This is a genomic window from Moraxella sp. I5G (genome assembly GCF_055193055.1).
The window spans coordinates 42,820-61,322 of record NZ_JBUXLH010000012.1 but is presented as its reverse complement, the minus strand read 5'-3'; the positions used below and the strand labels follow the sequence as shown (position 1 = coordinate 61,322).

General features: G+C 38.9%; 16 protein-coding genes and 1 tRNA gene. 3 read left to right on the top strand and 14 right to left on the bottom strand.

The features are described 5' to 3' along the window. Position 1: 1 nt before the first annotated feature. Positions 2 to 877 carry a YwqG family protein gene (locus ACZBKJ_RS07595; protein ID WP_463200400.1) on the top strand — a complete coding sequence of 292 codons (876 nt, stop codon included), beginning with the start codon at positions 2 to 4 and terminating at the stop codon, positions 875 to 877. A gap of 64 nt (positions 878 to 941) precedes the next feature. Here the strand turns inward: ACZBKJ_RS07595 and ACZBKJ_RS07590 are convergent, their stop codons facing one another. The 7 genes from ACZBKJ_RS07590 to mog form a co-directional block, all read right to left on the bottom strand. Further along, complete coding sequence (locus ACZBKJ_RS07590) at positions 942 to 3,167, bottom strand: NADP-dependent isocitrate dehydrogenase (RefSeq protein WP_463200399.1); 2,226 nt, start codon at positions 3,165 to 3,167, stop codon at positions 942 to 944. A gap of 122 nt (positions 3,168 to 3,289) precedes the next feature. Further along, positions 3,290 to 3,679, bottom strand: a complete 390-nt coding sequence (locus tag ACZBKJ_RS07585; RefSeq protein ID WP_463200397.1) for a hypothetical protein — start codon at positions 3,677 to 3,679, stop codon at positions 3,290 to 3,292. A 24-nt stretch (positions 3,680 to 3,703) separates the two neighbouring features. Then, positions 3,704 to 4,216: a TPM domain-containing protein gene (locus ACZBKJ_RS07580; RefSeq protein WP_463200396.1), complete on the bottom strand. Its 513-nt coding sequence runs from the start codon at positions 4,214 to 4,216 to the stop codon at positions 3,704 to 3,706. 112 nt (positions 4,217 to 4,328) lie between these two features. Continuing rightward, a complete protein-coding gene (locus tag ACZBKJ_RS07575; RefSeq protein WP_463200394.1) occupies positions 4,329 to 5,816 on the bottom strand; it encodes a hypothetical protein in 1,488 nt (495 codons plus the stop codon). A gap of 133 nt (positions 5,817 to 5,949) precedes the next feature. Further along, a complete protein-coding gene (locus tag ACZBKJ_RS07570) occupies positions 5,950 to 6,192 on the bottom strand; it encodes a YheV family putative metal-binding protein (RefSeq protein ID WP_463200392.1) in 243 nt (80 codons plus the stop codon). A gap of 46 nt (positions 6,193 to 6,238) precedes the next feature. Beyond that, positions 6,239 to 8,302, bottom strand: coding sequence for a M3 family metallopeptidase (locus tag ACZBKJ_RS07565; RefSeq protein WP_463200391.1), 2,064 nt, complete (start codon positions 8,300 to 8,302; stop codon positions 6,239 to 6,241). A 57-nt stretch (positions 8,303 to 8,359) separates the two neighbouring features. After that, positions 8,360 to 8,962 carry a molybdopterin adenylyltransferase gene (gene mog, locus ACZBKJ_RS07560; protein ID WP_463200390.1) on the bottom strand — a complete coding sequence of 201 codons (603 nt, stop codon included), beginning with the start codon at positions 8,960 to 8,962 and terminating at the stop codon, positions 8,360 to 8,362. Positions 8,963 to 9,223: 261 nt separating this feature from the next. Here mog and gltX point away from each other — a divergent pair, with 261 nt between their 5' ends. Further along, complete coding sequence (gene gltX, locus ACZBKJ_RS07555) at positions 9,224 to 10,729, top strand: glutamate--tRNA ligase (RefSeq protein ID WP_463200389.1); 1,506 nt, start codon at positions 9,224 to 9,226, stop codon at positions 10,727 to 10,729. On the opposite strand, the gene ACZBKJ_RS07550 is transcribed toward gltX, so the two are convergent. The 5 genes from ACZBKJ_RS07550 to ACZBKJ_RS07530 all read right to left on the bottom strand — a co-directional run bounded on the left by ACZBKJ_RS07550 (position 10,710) and on the right by ACZBKJ_RS07530 (position 14,719). Then, complete coding sequence (locus ACZBKJ_RS07550; RefSeq protein WP_463200388.1) at positions 10,710 to 11,093, bottom strand: VOC family protein; 384 nt, start codon at positions 11,091 to 11,093, stop codon at positions 10,710 to 10,712. The two genes, gltX and ACZBKJ_RS07550, sit on opposite strands and share 20 nt — an antisense overlap. Before the next feature lie 8 nt (positions 11,094 to 11,101). Then, positions 11,102 to 11,950 carry a nitrilase-related carbon-nitrogen hydrolase gene (locus tag ACZBKJ_RS07545; protein ID WP_463200387.1) on the bottom strand — a complete coding sequence of 283 codons (849 nt, stop codon included), beginning with the start codon at positions 11,948 to 11,950 and terminating at the stop codon, positions 11,102 to 11,104. A 62-nt stretch (positions 11,951 to 12,012) separates the two neighbouring features. Next, positions 12,013 to 12,654, bottom strand: a complete 642-nt coding sequence (locus ACZBKJ_RS07540) for an OmpW/AlkL family protein (RefSeq protein WP_463200386.1) — start codon at positions 12,652 to 12,654, stop codon at positions 12,013 to 12,015. Positions 12,655 to 12,814: 160 nt separating this feature from the next. Beyond that, entirely contained in the window at positions 12,815 to 13,699 is an 885-nt protein-coding gene (locus ACZBKJ_RS07535) for a class II glutamine amidotransferase (RefSeq protein WP_463200384.1), read from the bottom strand. A gap of 6 nt (positions 13,700 to 13,705) precedes the next feature. Continuing rightward, a complete protein-coding gene (locus ACZBKJ_RS07530; RefSeq protein WP_463200383.1) occupies positions 13,706 to 14,719 on the bottom strand; it encodes a homoserine kinase in 1,014 nt (337 codons plus the stop codon). 180 nt (positions 14,720 to 14,899) lie between these two features. Between ACZBKJ_RS07530 and hisF the strand changes: the two genes are divergently transcribed. Continuing rightward, entirely contained in the window at positions 14,900 to 15,673 is a 774-nt protein-coding gene (gene hisF / locus ACZBKJ_RS07525) for an imidazole glycerol phosphate synthase subunit HisF (protein ID WP_463200382.1), read from the top strand. A 50-nt stretch (positions 15,674 to 15,723) separates the two neighbouring features. On the opposite strand, the gene ACZBKJ_RS07520 is transcribed toward hisF, so the two are convergent. Continuing rightward, positions 15,724 to 15,800, bottom strand: a tRNA-Val gene (locus tag ACZBKJ_RS07520). A gap of 55 nt (positions 15,801 to 15,855) precedes the next feature. Then, positions 15,856 to 18,480 (bottom strand): type I DNA topoisomerase, encoded by a 2,625-nt coding sequence (gene topA, locus ACZBKJ_RS07515; RefSeq protein ID WP_463200380.1) that lies wholly within the window; start codon positions 18,478 to 18,480, stop codon positions 15,856 to 15,858. Positions 18,481 to 18,503: the final 23 nt, after the last annotated feature.

Here is an 18,503-nt window from a genome sequence, read left to right as displayed (position 1 = left end):
TATGAACGAGTTAGAACTGCAACAAGCCAAGCAAGAGCTGCAGACTAAAATCCAAAATCTACCTTCAGCATGGGATGGATATAAAGAAAAATTAAAAGATATTGCTAAATTTAGCATTCGTTTAAAATTAAACATTGCTGAAAATCTATCAATTTGGCAAAGCAAAATTGGTGGAAAACCTTATATGCCAAAAGATATGACTTATCCTACCAATAAAGAAGGCAAGCCTTTATATTTGTTGGCTCAGATTAATTTTTCTGAAATGCCCAAAATAGATTATTTGCCTCAATCGGGTATTTTACAGTTTTTTGTTGCTTCTGATGATGTGTATGGTCTTGATTTTGACCATCCCCAAAATCAAGATAACTTTCGAGTGATTTATCATAAGACTATAACTGACAATCAAGATATGTTGCAACTTGATGTACCAACCATTGCAACTTATGATGATGAAGATGGTTATTTTCCGATTGATGCGCATGAATACGCTATAACACCAATTTTACAGTTGCAAGCTGTTCCCATACTGGATGATTTTGATAAACTTATCGTTGATTTGAATCATTTAAAAGAAAAGTTAACCGCTGAATTTGGTGAAAGTTTTGATTTTTGGGAGAATGTGGTTGACCGTTATGAAGCGATTATGGAAACAGACGGGCATCGTCTGGGTGGCTACCCCTATTTTACCCAATCCGACCCTCGTTACTACAACAAAAAATTCAGCGATTATATTTTGTTATTTCAATTAGATAGTGAAGATTTTAATGATGGCGGTATCATGTGGGGAGATTGTGGGGTGGGTAATTTCTTTATTCACCCAAATGATTTAGCCAATGAGGATTTTTCTAAAGTGATGTACAATTGGGATTGTTTCTAACTAATTGGCTAGCAAAATGCCATCTTTATAGATGGCATTTTTTAATTGATGTTGGATGAAAAAATTAACCAAGTTTTGCAATAATATCATTAAAGGTTTGACTTGGGCGCATTAATTTATCCAAAATTTCTCGATTGGCAAAATAATAGCCTTCAGTTTCAACACTGGTGCCTTGAACGCGATTAAGTTCATCAACAATCACAGTTTCATTATCAGCTAAAGCTTTAGCAATTGGAGCAAATTCTTCTGCTAATGCTTTATCATCAGTTTGTTCACTCAATGCTTTTGCCCAATACAATGCCAAATAAAAATGGCTGCCACGGTTGTCCAATTCACCAGCTTTACGGCGTGGTGATTTGTCATTTAATAACAATTCTTCGGTGGCTTTGTCTAAAGTTTTTGCAAGTACAGCTGCTTTTTGGTTTCCTGTTTTTTGAGCAAGATGTTCTAAAGAAACCGCTAATGCTAAAAACTCACCCAAACTATCCCAACGCAGATGGTTTTCGCTTTGGAATTGTTGAACGTGTTTTGGAGCTGAACCACCTGCACCAGTTTCAAACATACCGCCGCCATTCATCAAAGGCACAATGGATAACATTTTGGCTGACGTACCAAGCTCTAAAATTGGGAATAAGTCCGTTAAATAATCGCGCATAACATTGCCGGTTACGCCAATGGTGTCTTGCCCATTTTTTAGGCGAGTCAATGTAAAGTTTGCAGCGTCCACCAAGGATTTAATATGGATTTCCAAGCCATTAGTGTCAAGCTCGTCAAGATAAGTTTTGACTTTTTTGATAAGCTGGGCATCGTGGGCGCGATTTTCATCCAGCCAAAAAACGGCAGGTGTATTGCTTAAACGAGCACGTTTGACCGCCAAAGCTACCCAGTCTTTAACGGGAGCGTCTTTGGTTTGGCAGGCGCGCCAAATATCACCAGCTTCGACAGCGTGTGATAACAAAACTTGACCATCAGTATCAATCACTTCTACCACGCCATCGGCTGGAATCTCAAACGTTTTATCATGCGAACCGTATTCTTCGGCTTTTTGCGCCATCAAACCAACGTTAGGAACAGTCCCCATAGTGGTTGGGTCAAATGCCCCATGTTCTTGACAGAATTTAACAACGGTGTCATAAAGCGGAGCATAGGTGCTATCTGGAATGATGATTTTGGTATCTTGCAATTGACCGTCTTTATTCCACATTTTGCCTGATGAACGCACCATTGCAGGAATGGAGGCATCAATAATTACATCGCTTGGAACGTGTAGATTGGTAATGCCTTTATCGCTGTCCACCATCGCAATATCAGGATTGTTAGCATAAGTTTGCGCGATTAGAGCTTCAACATCTGCTTTGATAGCAGGTTCAAGTTTATCCAAATTTGCCAAAAGGTTACCAAAACCATTATTAACATTCACGCCAATGGCTTCAAGTTCTTTACCATATTTGTCAAAAACAGGTTTAAAAAACGCTTTAACAGCATATCCAAAAATAATTGGGTCAGATACTTTCATCATGGTGGCTTTCATATGAATACTAAATAGCACACCTTTTGCTTTGGCATCAGCAACTTGTTCTTCTAAAAATTTGACCAACGCATTTTTATTAAGAACGGTTGCATCTAAGATTTCATGAGCTTGTAGGGCAAGTGGTTTTCTAAGATTGGTTTTATTGCCGTGTTTGTCAGTAAAGACGATATTAACGGTTGTTTCTTTTGGAAGGGTAATGGATTTTTCATTGGCAAAAAAGTCATTACCATTCATGGTAGAAACGTGTGTTTTACTGTCTTTTGACCATGCGCCCATAGAGTGAGGGAATTTTTTCGCAAAGTTTTTGACAGCATTTGGAGCACGGCGGTCAGAATTGCCTTCGCGCAAGACGGGATTGACTGCACTGCCTTTAATGCGGTCATAGCGAGCTTGAATATCCTTTTCTTTATCATTTTTTGGGTCTAAAGGATAGTCAGGGATTGCATAGCCATCGTTTTGCAGTTCTTTAATGGTTGCCAAAAGTTGTGGCATGGATGCCGAAATATTGGGCAGTTTAATGATATTAGCTTCAGGTTTGGTTACCAGCTCACCAAGTTGAGCTAAGGCATCGGGGCGTTTTTGCTCATCGCTTAAAAAATCATCAAATTTTGCTAAAATACGACTTGCCAAAGAAATATCACTGGTTACAAATTCTACATCAGAGCTTTTGCTAAAGGCTTTGATGATGGGTAGTAAAGAATGAGTAGCAAGGGCAGGGGCTTCATCGGTGTAAGTATAAACAATGGTGGATTTTGACATAGAAACTCCTAAAAAAAGAAAGAAAAAAATCCTTAGACATCAGCAAAAGACAGACAAATATCCTATCTATTATGCCATATTTTTTTATTTTAGGTAATAAGTGAGTTTTATTTATTGCGTTATTATTTATATTGATGAATGGTGCTAACAATGTTTTTTAACGTGCTTGGTTGATAATTGGCGCAAACCTGTAAAATAAGCACATTACCAAGTTTTCTTGTGGTAAGCAGTGTTTGATGGTCGCTGGTTTTCTTGTTGGTGAGTATTACTGTCGCCAGATGGTTTTGTTGTTGGTAAATTAAAATTCGATTTTGCACACCTGTTTTAATGGTTAGTTTAAATTCAGGCAATAAAGGCATTAAATCTTGATAAAATAATTGTAAATCATCAGATGGCTTGTGATAAATTTTGGATGGTGTATTGACAGTTTGTTTTGCAGGTCTAGATAAGGCAATTATAAACAGTACCACCAAAAGCAGTAACAGAGCACCTAACCAAACAAAACCATTCATCAATCATTCCTTGGGTTTATTAATTTAATGTAAAAACACCACTTCATTTGCCAATTCGTTGCCATTGATATCATCACAAGCATCATAAGTTTGTAAAATTTGTCCAATTTCTTCAATCAATTTGGATAAGCCTAACTGAAAATTTCCCTGTTTAAAGTCGTTTAAAGTTGCTTTGCAAAGCATTTGCCAAATTTCAGAATCAACTTTTTGGTTGATACCACGGTCGGCGACTATTTGTAAATCTTTTTCACATAAATTCACATAAATTAGAACCCCTGTATTATTTTGGGTATCCCAAACTTTTTGCATACTAAATATATCCAAAGCTCGCTGATGACAGTCATATTGATAAGCTTGGTAAATTGGCAGGTTGTTTTCAATCACCAAAACAATCTCACCAAGATGACCAATTTCAGCTTGTTGAATTTTTTCAGTTAGATTTTTTTTGACGGCTTTGGTAAGCCAACGATTGTGTAAAAATGGCACAAAAGCCAACTGACGAAATAGACGTTTGATACTTTTTTGGGCGGTTGTCATAATTGATTTATGGGTAATTTTTTTAAAAGATTTAGGTATTGTTACATAGATTTTTTTAAATTTCAACAAAACCAAAAAGCCCTGAAAAGGGCTTTTGGATATTTGGTTATTTTTATTGAGCAGGTTGTGCAGGAGGTGGATTGTTTGCACCTTGCGAGGGAATCGCCACGTTATTTTTTTGCTTTTCTAATTCAGCAATTTGCTTTTCTAGTAGTGCAATTTGTTCAGCTTTAGCAGTGGTTAATTTTTCCATAACTTGCAACTGGTCTTCTGCAATTTTACCTTGCTCTTTTAGGCGCGAGTTAGTATCAGATAAACGGTCAATTTCTTCTTTAACCAGCGCAGGGTCACTAGGTACTTGAGCATTTAAAATCTCATCTGGATTTACCCCCTGCCCAGCATTTGGATTGGCACCCGGCATAGCTGCATTATCTTGAGTAGTAGGTGCTGATGGGTTGTTTGCCATAGCATCTGGATTTTGACCATCGGCAGGCACACCCTGCAAACTTGGATCTACTGGCTGCTGCTCTTGAGCGGGTGGCGGTGCAACGCTTGCAGTGTTTGCGGCTGGAGTATTTGTGGCTGAATTATCTCCCATTAAAAACACATAGCCGGCACCAGCGATTGCCAAAGCGCACGCCAAACCAGCAATCAATAACGCATTGGACTTTTTATTGCCGTTACTGGATTTGGCGCCACTGGTAAGTTTGGTTTTGCTGGCTTTATTGTTTTTGGTCGCACCAAAGGCTTTAAACTTGGATTCTTTGGCAGGCTTAGATGATGCATTAATCAATTCATCAGGAACATCGCCAAATCCATTACCTGGCATTTTTTCTTGAGTATCAAAGGTTGTGCCAGTAATCAGTTTTTCCTTTTTACCAAAACGCCCACTAAAGAACCCTTTTGATTGTTTAGTCTCAGGAGCGCCTATTGTATCATTGGATAAATTAGATGGTTCTTGTGGTTCTTCTAAAGTAGTATCGGCTGCTTTGGGTTTGCCAATCCCTGCGGTGGCTTTTAGTTTACCCAAACGGCTTTTATGCTGAGTTTCTGACGAAGCTTTTTTGTTGCCAAATAAAGGTTTTGCTTTTGTTTTGCTGTCTGAAACGCCTTTGTCTTTTTTGCCAAATAATTTAGCAAAAAATCCTTGTGGTTTTTCACTTTTTGCCACCACCGCCGCAGTAGCTGCCGCCGCTCCTGCTAACACAGCAGGGTCGGGAATATTTTGGGTGGGCGGGTTTTCTTCTTCAAAGGTAGAAATGGTTTTTTGACTATCAGAATTGGCAACAGGAATATCATCCAAAGCATTCATAAATTCATCAAAATCAGATGTTTGGTCTTTAGATAAATCAACTGGTTTTTCTGACTGATTATTGAGTGTTCCCAAATCGCTCATGTCATCTAATTGGCTTAAAAAATCCGCATCAATTCCACTGTTTTGGGTTGGGTCAGCGGCTTTTTGGGGCGTATTTTGGTCTTCAGCAAATAAGGCATCAAGGTCAGAGATGTCCGCAGGCTTGTCAGCGGTTAAATCGTCCAAATCTAAATTGCCAATAGAGTAGTCCAAATTATCCAAAGTATCATTTTTTTGTTCTGACATAAAAAACCTTATTAAAAATGGGCGCACTGGTGCGGTTTATTTTTTCAATCTTGTATCACTTGTTTAGGATTGTTTTAGTGATAACACTAAATATGTAACTATGATATATCGTTAAGAGCAATAATCATGCCAATTAAATTTTTACCGATACAAATCTTACCAAACCTGTGCCATCTTGTTGATTTTCAAGTTGTATTTTTTGAGCCTCTTCAGCGGTTGGGCGACGTTCGGTGTGCCCACAAAGTGTGCACTCTATATATTCATCATAATTTGGCTTAAAGATTTGTATCTGAACGGTGCTATCAAGTTGCCCACAGGCTGTGCATTTTACCCCTGCCAAAAATTGTCTTTTAGGTCGGTTTGATTGGTATCGCATCATCGTTCCCCATTAGTTTTCTCGGTTGATTGAGTAATCAAAACCATTAGCGAATAAAACCAGATTGTTTTAGTAGCGCTGTAATGTCAGCACTTCTTCCCATAAATGCTTCGAAGTTTTCTTTTGCGCAGCGACTGCCACCACGTTCTAAAATCTCTGCTTTAAAGGTTTGACCAATCTTGGCATTCAATATGCCATTATCTGAAAATTTGCTAAATGCATCAGCAGATAACAGTTCTGCCCACTTATAGGAGTAGTAACCAGATGCATAGCCACCGGCAAAAATATGGCTAAAGGTATTGGCAAAACGGTTGTTTTTTGGGGGATGAATCACCGCAACCTTTTGATGAATCTGATTTTGGATGGTTAAAATTTCATCATAATTATGGATATCAACGTAATGAACCGCTAAATCAAACAACGCAAATTCTACCTGCCGTAAAGTTTGCAATCCGCTTTGGAAGTTTTTGGCGTTTTGTAGCGCAGTGAGCTTTTCTTTAGGAAGTGGCTCACCTGTTTCAACATGACGACTGATTTTGGTAATGCCTTGTTCGCTAATGGCAAAGTTTTCCATAAATTGACTGGGTAATTCTACTGCATCCCATTCCACACCATTGATGCCGGCAACATCACTGATGGTGATTTTGGTCAAAAGATGATGTAAACCATGCCCAAATTCATGAAATAGTGTTGTAACTTCGTCAAAGGTTAAAAGACTTGGGGTGTCTTGGGTGGGGGGTGTAAAATTGGCAACAATAAAACCAACGGGCAATCTTGAATTGGCGTCATTGGCATTTTTATGTTTGTCTTGAAATCCTGAAAGCCAAGCGCCACCACGTTTGCCATTTCGGGTAAATAAATCCAGATAAATGCCGCCAATTAACTGATTATTGTCAAATACTTCAAAAAATTGAACATCATCATGCCAAAGTGATACATCCGTACGCGCCGAAAATTGCACGCCAAACAATTGATGGATGATATCAAATAAGCCTTGCAAAACGACAGGTAGCGGAAAATAAGGACGCAGTTCATCGCTGCTGATATTGTATTTTTCTTGGCGAATTTTTTCAGATAGATAGGGGATGTCATAAGGCTGTACAACATCAATCCCCAATGTTTTGGCTAAAATTTCTACATCTGCCAAATCTGCTTTTGCAGATGGCATGGCGTGATTGGCAAGATTATATAAAAATTCATCAATTTGGGCTTTATCATCCGCCATTTTGGTTGCCAAAGAAAGTTCGGTATAGTCATCAAAACCTAAAAGCTGTGCTTTTTGCCGTCTAAGTTGCAAAATTTCAAGCATGATAGTGCTGTTATCAAATTTCATATGCCCAAATGTGCTTTGGTTACTGGCTTTGGTGTTATAGGCGTCATACAATGTTTTTCTAAGTCGTCGGTCATCGGCGTACTGCATCACTGACAAATACATTGGTATGTCAAGTGTTGCAACATAATCTGTGGCGGTAAGTGTATTTGGGTGCGTATTACGATAACGTTCGCCAGCACTTTTTAATAAGCTAAGTCCATTTTCGGTAATGCCTGATAATTGTTCTTGAGTTAAAGGTAGGGCAAAGGCTTGACTGGCATCAAGTGCATTGTCTGAAAACTTGGCAGATAATACAGACAAACGACTGGCAATTTCGGCAAACTTATTTTTTTTATTGTCATCTAAATTAACACCTGAAAGCTCAAAACTTTCTAAAGCTAATTTTACCGCTCGGTTTAGGGCAGTATCGTTTGAAGGCGTTTTTTCAAGTTTTTTATATAGATGATATAAGTCTAAAGATTGTCCAAACTTTGTATAAAAATCTGATAATATTGGCAAAACTTCATGATGGCATTGACGAATATCTTCATTACTCATTACGCTATTTAAATGGGATAAAATTCCAAAAGCTCGACTAAAAGCATGGATTTTCTCATTTAGAGTATCAATGATAACAAGAGCGTCTTTGGCGTTATCAGCTTTGGGTAGATGATTTAGATAATCATCAGCTTGGGACAAAGTTTGTTTGATTTGCTGATTTAAAGCGGTTGGTGTGGCTTTGGAAAAATCTACCAAACAAAGGCGTTTATCAAGAGTATCACAAGCTAAATCAAACATAAATTTTCACCAAAATTATAAATTGCGTCATGAAAGGTAAGTTATAAGATATTGTTTTTAAGAACGTTTGGCAGATTTTGGACGAAAACTTTCACAAATAGCTGCATCGGTCTCAAAATACACGCCACTGATAAGTTCCACCCCATAAGCCACCGCTGAAAAAATACCCTTAACTAGAACATTACCATCTTTATCTTTAACCCCTTCCAAAGTTTCTTTAATGGCTTTTGGTTGACCGGGCAGGTTAATAATCAAACAATCGTTACGAACAACCGCTACTTGTCTAGATAAAATCGCGGTTGGCACAAAATGTAAACTGACTTGGCGCATTTGTTCGCCAAAACCATACATTTCCTTGTCGGCTATAGCCAGTGTCGCTTCAGGCGTTACGTCGCGTTTAGCAGGACCTGTGCCACCTGTGGTTAAAATAAGCTGACAGCCAAGTTCGTCCGCAAAGTGTTTTAAGGTTTGTTCAATGGTTGTTTGGTCGTCAGCAATCAATGCATGATGAATATCAAAATCTCCAATGATTGCTTTTTTTAACCAATCTGTTAAAGCGGGAATGCCTTTATCCTCATAAACGCCAAGACTTGCACGGTCAGAAATAGAAATTAGTCCAATGGTGAGTTTTTTGGGCAGTTGGGATTGTGTTGTTGTCATAAAAAATAAGCCAATTTATTCAATTTATCTGTTCAATCAATGCATTAAAAGTAGTAGTGATTGTGAAATATTTTAAAAAATAAAAAATCAATCATTAAAATTTGCGACAATATTAGCAAGATTTGCTATTATATGCACGTTTAAATTACTTGATAACTGGTTAAATTAAACAGATTTACTTATGTAAATTTACTTATTATACAAATTGTATTATTTTTGTTTTTTGTTTGTTGTTTTTCCTTTAAAAAATTGAGATACATTATGAAACCCATTCGTACTCGTATTGCGCCATCACCCACTGGTTTTCCTCATGTTGGTACGGCCTACATTGCGTTATTTAATATGGTATTTGCCAAATCCTTAGGCGGTGAGTTTATTTTACGTATCGAAGACACCGACCAAGTACGTTCTACCAAACAATCTGAACAGATGATTTTGGATGCGCTGCGTTGGACGGGTTTGTCATGGTCTGAAGGTCCTGATATTGGGGGACCTTTTGCTCCGTATCGCCAATCAGAGCGCGGTGAGATTTACCAAAAGTACGCCCAAGAGCTGTTAGATAATGGGCACGCTTTTCGCTGTTTTTGTACGCAAGAAGAACTGGATAAAATGCGTGAAGAACAGATGGCGCAAGGATTGCCCGTTAAATACGATGGTCGTTATGCTGCATTGTCTTGTGAAGAATCGGATAAGCTGGCACAAAGCGGCAAGCCTTTTGTGATTCGTATGCGTGTACCAACTGAGGGTGATTGCATCATTGATGATTTGTTGCGTGGTCAAATTGTCATTCCCTGGCAACAGGTGGATATGCAGGTTTTATTAAAAACGGATGGTTTGCCAACCTATCATTTAGCCAATGTTGTTGATGACCATTTGATGCAAATCAGCCATGTTATTCGTGGTGAAGAATGGATTAGTTCTGCCCCAAAACATAAGTTACTTTATGAATATTTTGGGTGGGAAATGCCTGTTTTATGTCATATGCCACTACTACGTAATCCCGACAAGTCTAAATTGTCCAAACGCAAAAATCCAACATCCATCACTTATTATCGTGATGCAGGCGTGTTACCAGAGGCGTTAATGAACTATTTGGGGCGCATGGGCTATAGTTTGTCAAATGAGGCTGAAAAATTTAGCTTGGATGAAATGATTGCAGATTTTGACATTCAACGAGTATCGCTTGGCGGACCTGTTTTTGATATTGAAAAACTTTACTGGTTAAATGGTGAATATATTCGCAGTTTAAGCGCAGATGAGTTGAAAAATCGTTTTTTATCATGGGCTTATAATGACGATAAACTAACAGGTATTGCCAAAGCTATCCAGCCACGTATTAACACATTATCCGATGCGGTGAATTGGGCGGGCTTTTATTTTCAAAATTTACCCAACATCAGTGAAACGGATTTTGCCCATAAATCACTGACCAAAGAGCAAATTTTAGATATTTTATATCTAACTACTTGGCAATTAGAAACTTTGCCAGTTTGGAGTGAAGAAAATATTTATCAAGTTATGAAAGGTCTGGCAGCACATTTTGAGGTCAAATTAAAAGACTTCACTCTGCCATTTTTTATTGCCATTGCAGGTTCAAGCTCCAGCACACCTGTGATGAATGCTATGTATTTAATAGGTGCAGACATGACGCTGGCACGGCTTCGTCACGCTTGCGAAGTCTTGGGCGGACTTGGTAAAAAGAAACAAAAGAAATTAGAAGAAACTAATAAAACATTGCCTGATTTTATTAATCAACATAACGACTGATTTCTATTAGATTACCATCGGGGTCGCGGATATAAATAGAATGAATTTTGCCCAAAGCCCCTGTGCGTTCCACAATACCGGCAATGATAGTGATTTGGTGGTTCTGTAAATGTTTTATGACGTCAGTGAGTGGCGTCTCAGTTAAAAAGCACAAATCAGCACTGCCACTCATTGCGTGTTTGGCGTTAGGCAAAATTTCTTGATCTTGTTGATGCAGGTTAATTTTTTGCTTGCCAAATTGCAACGCTTTTCGGTTGTTACCAAAAGTTATTTCAGTCATCAATAATATTTTGGTATAAAAATTAATTGTTTGATTAATATCTTGAACGGTTAAAACCAAATGGTCTAGTTGAGTAATTTTCACAAACTTTCCTAAAATAGCGGCAAAGATTGCCGAATTTTTTGTTGCTTATCCAAATCAAGTTCGCCATAAGCGATATTAAATTTTTTAGCGGTTTTTAAGCTATGTGTGCTAGCAATGACTTGACCATTTGCGTCTACAATCATGCTGTGTCCCCATGTTTTCCGCTGATTTTTTACTCCTTCTTTTTGGTAAAAGTAATGCCTGCCACCTTGCGCTGAACCAATAACCAAACACTGACTGTCTAAAGCCCGAGCCTGTAGTAGGGTTTGCCAATGCAGTTTGCCAGTAATGTAAGTAAACGCAGATGGTAGGCAAAGCACGTCTGCTCCCAGTTGCCGAAGTTGTCTAGAAAGACTTGAAAAACGTACATCAAAACAAACCATCATACCAATATTTACTTTTTGATTATCAATCCAGCAGGGTGCAACAATCGGGGTATCGCCAGCTTCAAACGTACGCCCTTCATCGTATTGACCAACGCCGTCAGCAACGGTTGCTTTAAAAAGATGAATTTTGTCATACCGAGCAACAAGCATACCATTTGGGTCAAATAATAGACTGCTTTGTCGAAACTTACCATTGGTAATTTTTTCACCACAAGGACGAAAAGGACAAGGTAATGTACCTGCCAAAAGATGCACTTGATATCGGCTTGCCAAATCAGAATACCAGTGGCAGATTTCATCGAAACGCAAAGCAAGTGGTAATTGCTGGCCCATCAAACAAGCATTTTCTGGCAGAACGATAAATTTCGCTTGATGTACTGATGCTTCGATAACGGCACGCTCAATAACTTGCAAATTATCATCAATATTATCTTGGCTGCAAAGCTCAACACTGGCAAATAAAATAGTCATAAAATTCCATAAAAAACCCCAACACCAAAAAGGAGCTGGGGCATAAAGCAGATAAGAGCAAATTAGAACTTGTGGCTTACACCAATGCTGTAAACAACAGGGTCAATTTCTAAATTACCAAGGTTGGCATTATCAGTTTTATCTGTTACTTTGGTTTTTAGCTTAGCGTAACGAGCATCAGCAAACACGCCCCAGTTAGAAGATGCAGGTGACCAGCTTACACCAAGCTGAGCAGCTGGAGCAACTTTAGTATCCACATCCAATTTGGTCACGCTACCATCTCCAGCAACGCTTTTGGCTTCATATGGAATAAATACGGTTGCACCTAGACCCGCATTGGCGCTAATACCATGCCAAGAAGGGGTGTTGTATTTAAAGGTAAGAGTAGGTGGCAATTGTTTTACTGTAGCAACTTCATCTCTCACACCGTCAAATAAGGCGGTAATTGTATGAGTAGAAGGAGTGGCTAGTAGCAATTCAGCAGAAAATGGGCTGTTGCCAAAACGATAATCAAAAGAAGGCAGTAAAGCGGCTTCACCACTAACCTCTACTTTTTCGAATCCATCTGGCGTGCTTACATCACCCATATTTTTGCTAGCAGTTGGGTCAATATAACCAAGACCAGCTTTAAAAGTCAAACCACCAGCAGAAGCAGCAGTAGAAATAACGGCGACGGCTGTTACTAACGCTAATTTATTAAACATAATAGTTACCTTTTTTATTGCGGAAAATTATCCAACGAATAGAAGTACTAAACTTCTGTTCAGATTATAACACATAATTTGGGGTGAAAGTCAATTATTCAAGTCAATCAAGCATCTAAGCTGAGGTTTTATCGGATAATTAGTATAAAATATGTTCAATTTACACACTTGCACCAACTTGTCGTGCTAAAGCAATGCCTTCATCGATACTTAAATATGTTTTTTTGCTAGGAGTATCTCGAAATATCACATCGCCATCACAAAACACCAAACATTCATTGACTGCCAATTGTTGCCATTTTTCATTACTGGTTAAAGGAGTGGTTACCAAAATGGTAACTTTGTCTTGATTGGTAGTAACATCACCAAAATTAACTGACACTTCACCATCGGATAAAATTGCTTCTCCAAACGGCGCTTTTCTGGTTAAATAAAACAGCAAACTGCTTGCATAAGCTAGATGCCATGTGCCATTAGAAATTAAACAATTAAATAAACCATTGGCTGATAAATAGCGACATTGCGCAGTTAAAAAGGTAAACAAGGCTTCATCAGAGGGGCGTTTTTTAAAGGTAGCTTTGAGACGATTTAATAAGTAACAAAACGCCATTTCACTGTCAGTATCGCCAACAGGCATGAAATGTTCTCCATTACCATTTGCTCTTAGTCTTTGACTTTGACGAATGAAATGTTCGCTCATTTGTCCATTATGAGCAAATGCCCACTGTTCACCCCATACTTCACGAACAAAAGGATGGGTATTGGCAAGCCCATGTTCGCCTGTGGTGGCTTTGCGAATGTGAGCGATGACATTGATGGCTTTGATGGGATAGTGATTGACCAAATCAGCAACAGGCGATAGATGTGATGGTTTATCATCATGAAATAAGCGTAAACCAATTTTATCGTGTTCATTTTTTTCAAAAAATGCAATCCCAAACCCATCCTCATGATGGTCGGTATCACCGCCACGCCTGCGAAAACCTGCAAAACTAAAACCAATATCAGTTGGGGTATTGCAATTCATTCCTAAAAGTTGGCACATACTTTTCTACTTTATTGATTTATTTTGTAAATTTGTCCAATGATACGCTGCCAAACGTTTCATCAAATCAGGATTTTTTACCATAATATCGCCACCTGTGCGCCCTTGTTCACGGTTGTAATACATCACATTTAATCGCAAAAGCCAAAAAATTGTTGCCGAATATGCCAGCATAATAGGTAGGGCAGATTTCTCATCAGCAGTTAAAGGGCGAACGCTTTGATAGCCAGCAATAAATACATCCATTTTTTCGTGGCTAAAATTTGTCGTTTCGCCATCAATAGCACTGCCCCAAGTGGTACAAAAATCATTGATAGTAATGGCAATATCCATTAAATAATGTTCAACACTCACCTCAGTAAAATCCAAAAGTCCAGTCAATGTATCATCGTTTGAAAAATCCCACAGAGTGTTATCTGTAAACATATCTAAATGACATAGCCCTTTGGGTAGATTGTCAGGTAAATTAGCGTATGCTGTCCAAATATCATTCATTAATTTGGCTTCATCAAAGGGCATATACGCACATTCTCTTTGTTTGACGCGGCTCCAATCGTATAAAGGTACGCCATAATCTTCAGCAGGCTCAAGGCTAGTTAAAGTCTGGTGCAAGGTTGCCAGCGCTGCCCCCATTTTTTGACACATACTTATAGTGGTTTGTTTGGGATGACTGCCTGACAGCTTTGGAACGATTAAAATTGCTTTGTTTTCATAACGCATGACGCAATCTTCGCCAATATGACCGCCTTTTGCAGTTAGTTTTATCAAAGGCGGAGCAATTGGCAACTTATCCTTTAGAGCGTGCATTACTGTTGCCATTTTGATAATGTCATCAGGCACACGTTCTTCATATAATGTAAATACATAAGAAAAATCATCACCTGAATCTTTATCTGTTTGGATAAACCAGTTTGAATTTTTGACACCCTGGACAATTGGAATGGCTTTTTTAAAGGTAATGCCATAAAGACCACAAAAGGCAAAAAATTCATCGTCAGATAAATGAGTGTAAACAGACATAAGATTTCCTGTGAGTTTTTGTCAATAAGAGTTTGACCATCATTTTTATAATGTAAAGTTTGATCTGGAGTAAAACCTAATGAAAACGCCATAAACGTGGTATTATACCCCTACAAATATCAGGCTTTCAACCAAAAAGCAATAATCTAAATTTTACTTTGGTTTTTTTAGGAAATAATTATGCTGGCAAAACGTTTAATACCTTGTCTGGATGTGGAAAATGGTCGGGTGGTTAAGGGTGTTAATTTTGTAGATATTAAAGATGCAGGAGACCCTGTAGAGATTTCAAAGCGCTATAATGATGGCGGTGCTGATGAAATTACTTTTTTGGATATTACAGCTACATCGGATGGTCGTGATACAACGTATCATATGGTGGAAGAAATCGCCCGTTCTATTTTTATTCCACTTACTGTAGGTGGCGGGGTACGTAAAATTGAAGATATTCGCAGCTTACTAAATGCTGGGGCGGATAAAGTGGGTATTAATTCAGCAGCCATCACCAATCCCGACCTTGTCAATGAAGCTGCCGCTCGTTTTGGCAGTCAGTGTGTGGTGGTATCAATTGATGCAAAACGTGTAATCAAACCCGATGGTAGTTTGAGTTTTGAAATTTTTACTCATGGTGGAAGACGAGCTACTGGTATTGATGCGGTAGATTGGGCAGTACAGATGACAAAACGGGGGGCGGGCGAGCTTTTGGTAACCAGCATGGATGGTGATGGCACAAAGCAGGGTTATGATTTACTTTTAACCAAAGCCATTAGTCAAAAAGTCAATATTCCTGTGATTGCTTCTGGTGGTGTTGGAAATTTACAACATTTGGTGGATGGCGTGCTTTTGGGTGGAGCGGATGCGGTTTTGGCTGCAAGTATTTTTCATTTTGGTGAATACACCATTGCTCAAGCCAAAGATTTTATGGCAAAGCAGGGTATCCCCATAAGAACAATCTAAACATCTAAAAAACAAAAAGGTGTAATACAAATTACACCTTTAAATTATTTTGGTAGGCATATCCAGACTCGAACTGGAGACCTCTACGATGTCAACGTAGCGCTCTAACCAACTGAGCTATACGCCTAAACTCTGCCTATTTTAACAAAAAAATCCAAAATAGCAAGTGTTTTTGGTAAATTTTATAGGCTGGTTACCCATTGTTTATTTTTATACCACAAGGCGAATTTGGTGGGTTTGCCATCTTTTTCTGACCCAACATATATTTGATTATTTTTGCGACTAAAGCGAATAATGGTCGGATTTCCAGCATCATCGGTTTCAGGAGCGGTTAATAGATAAGCAAATTTTTCGTCCAATTTATCAGCGACAGTTTTTAATTCACTGACCTTTGGTGGGCGAGTTTCACGAATTTTAGGGAATTTACTGGCAGCTAAAAATAACCCTGCTGCTCCTTCACGCAAAATATAATGGTCATCAAATTTGGCAGAGCGCAAATGTGGCATATCAATAGGTGTCATGCGCGGTGGGGCGGCTTCACCATTTTTGAGTATCTTTCGGGTGTTGTCACATTTTTGACAAGCAAAATACGCTCCAAATCGCCCCGTTTTTAGTTCCATTTGCCCATCGCATTTATCACAATCTATGGTGGGCGAATCATCTTTTTGGGCAGTATCAAAGACCCCTTTTTCTAGCAAATAGCCATCACAATCAGGATTATTGCCGCAAACGTGCAATTTTAAGCCGCCATCAACAATATAACCATCCATTGCGGTATTGCATTTTGGACAGCGTTTTTTGTCTAAAAGAGCGGTAATTTCATCGGTATCATCGTTGGTGGTTTGGCTGGCAAAAGCCTCTACAGGCATGAGATTTTTGGTGCCTTTACAGCGTTCTTTAGGCGGTAGATTATAGCCTGTGCAGCCTAAAAAAACTCCCGTTGAACCTGTGCGAATCTGCATGGGGCGACTGCATAAATCGCAGTGTACATCAGGCACATTGGTTGGAGTATTGGGCTTCATGCCATCTTTGGTTTTGGCAATCTCTAGTTTTTCTTTAAATTCGCCATAAAAATTATCAAGTACGGTTTTGTAATTTAATATACCACCTGCAATTTCGTCTAATTTTCCTTCTAAACTGGCGGTAAATGTGTAATCCATTAAATCAGGAAAACTCATGGTTAAACGGTCGGTTACAATATCCCCCATTTTTTCGGCAAATAATCGCTTATTTTCAGTATGAACGTAGCCGCGTTCTTGAATGGTGGAAATGATGGATGCGTAGGTTGACGGGCGACCAATACCACGTTTTTCCAGTTCTTTTACCAAGCTGGCTTCTGTGTATCTAGCGGGCGGTTTGGTAAAATGCTGGCTTGGGTCAATGCTATCTACTATTAGTGTTTCACCAATTGCCAAATCAGGCAATAATACATCGTCATTTTTTGTAGGGGCTAAAACCTTAGTATAGCCATCAAAAGTCATTACCCGACCTTTTGCCCGTAGTTCTATGTCGGATGCCATAACGGTTAAAGTCATGGATAAATATTGAGCAGGCAGCATTTGGCTGGCGACAAATTGCCGCCAGATTAACTCATACAGACGTTGAGCATCGCGTTCCATATCACTCAGTTGATGAGAAATGATAGATACATCAGATGGTCTGATAGCTTCGTGTGCTTCTTGGGCATTTTGTTTATTGCCATAAATGTTAGCGTTTTTTGGTAGATAATTTGCACCATGATGATTTTCAATATAGGTTCTTACATTATTGATTGCATCTTGAGATAAAAACGTGCTGTCAGTACGCATGTAAGTAATGTAACCTGCTTCATATAACCGCTGAGCAAGCAACATGGTTTTTTTGACATTAAATCCAAGTCGTGTACTGGCTGATTGTTGAAGTGTGGATGTAATAAAGGGGGCTGATGGTCGTGAATTGGTGGGTTTTTCTTCGCGTTGGCTCACGATAAATGCTGAGTTTTGTAAAATATTTACCACATTTTGGGTTTGTGCGGCATTTTGCAAAACCAAATCTTGACCATTTTGACGAACTGCTTCTAAAATAACGGGCGTATCTTTTTCTTTTTGACTGTGTGTTTGTGTGTGAATTTGCCAGTACTCAGTCGGTACAAACGCACGAATTTGTCGTTCTTTTTCTACCACTAGGCGCGTTGCAACAGACTGCACACGACCCGCTGATAATCCGCGAGCAACTTTTGCCCAAAGCAGTGGCGACACCATAAAACCAACGACTCTATCTAAAAATCGCCGTGCTTGCTGGGCATGAACCTTGTCCATATTGAGTAAAATTGGATGGTTAAATGCTTCAGTAATGGCGGTTTTGGTAATTTCATTAAATACTACTCGCTGATATTTGCTGTCATCACCGCCAATCACTTCTTTTAAGTGCCAAGCAATCGCCTCACCTTCGCGGTCTAAGTCCGTGGCAAGATAAATTTTATCGGCATCTTTAGCAAGTGCTTTTAGTTCTTTAATAACTTTGGTTTTATTGGGTAAAATTTCATAGGTGGCTTGCCAATCATGTTCGGGGTCAACACCCATGCGACGGATAAGGGCGTTTTGGGCTTTTTGTTCGCGACTTAATCCTTCTTCATCGGATTTTTTATCTTTATTACCACCAGACACAGGTAAATCGCGAATATGTCCAACACTTGAGCGAACAATATAACCAGAACCCAAGTATTTGTTAATGGTTTTGGCTTTAGCAGGAGATTCTACGATAACCAAAGACTTGCCCTTGGGCGTATCGTTTTTTTTAGTTTTGCTTGGGGATGTGGTGGTTGTCATGAGCTGCCCTAAATCTATAGCGA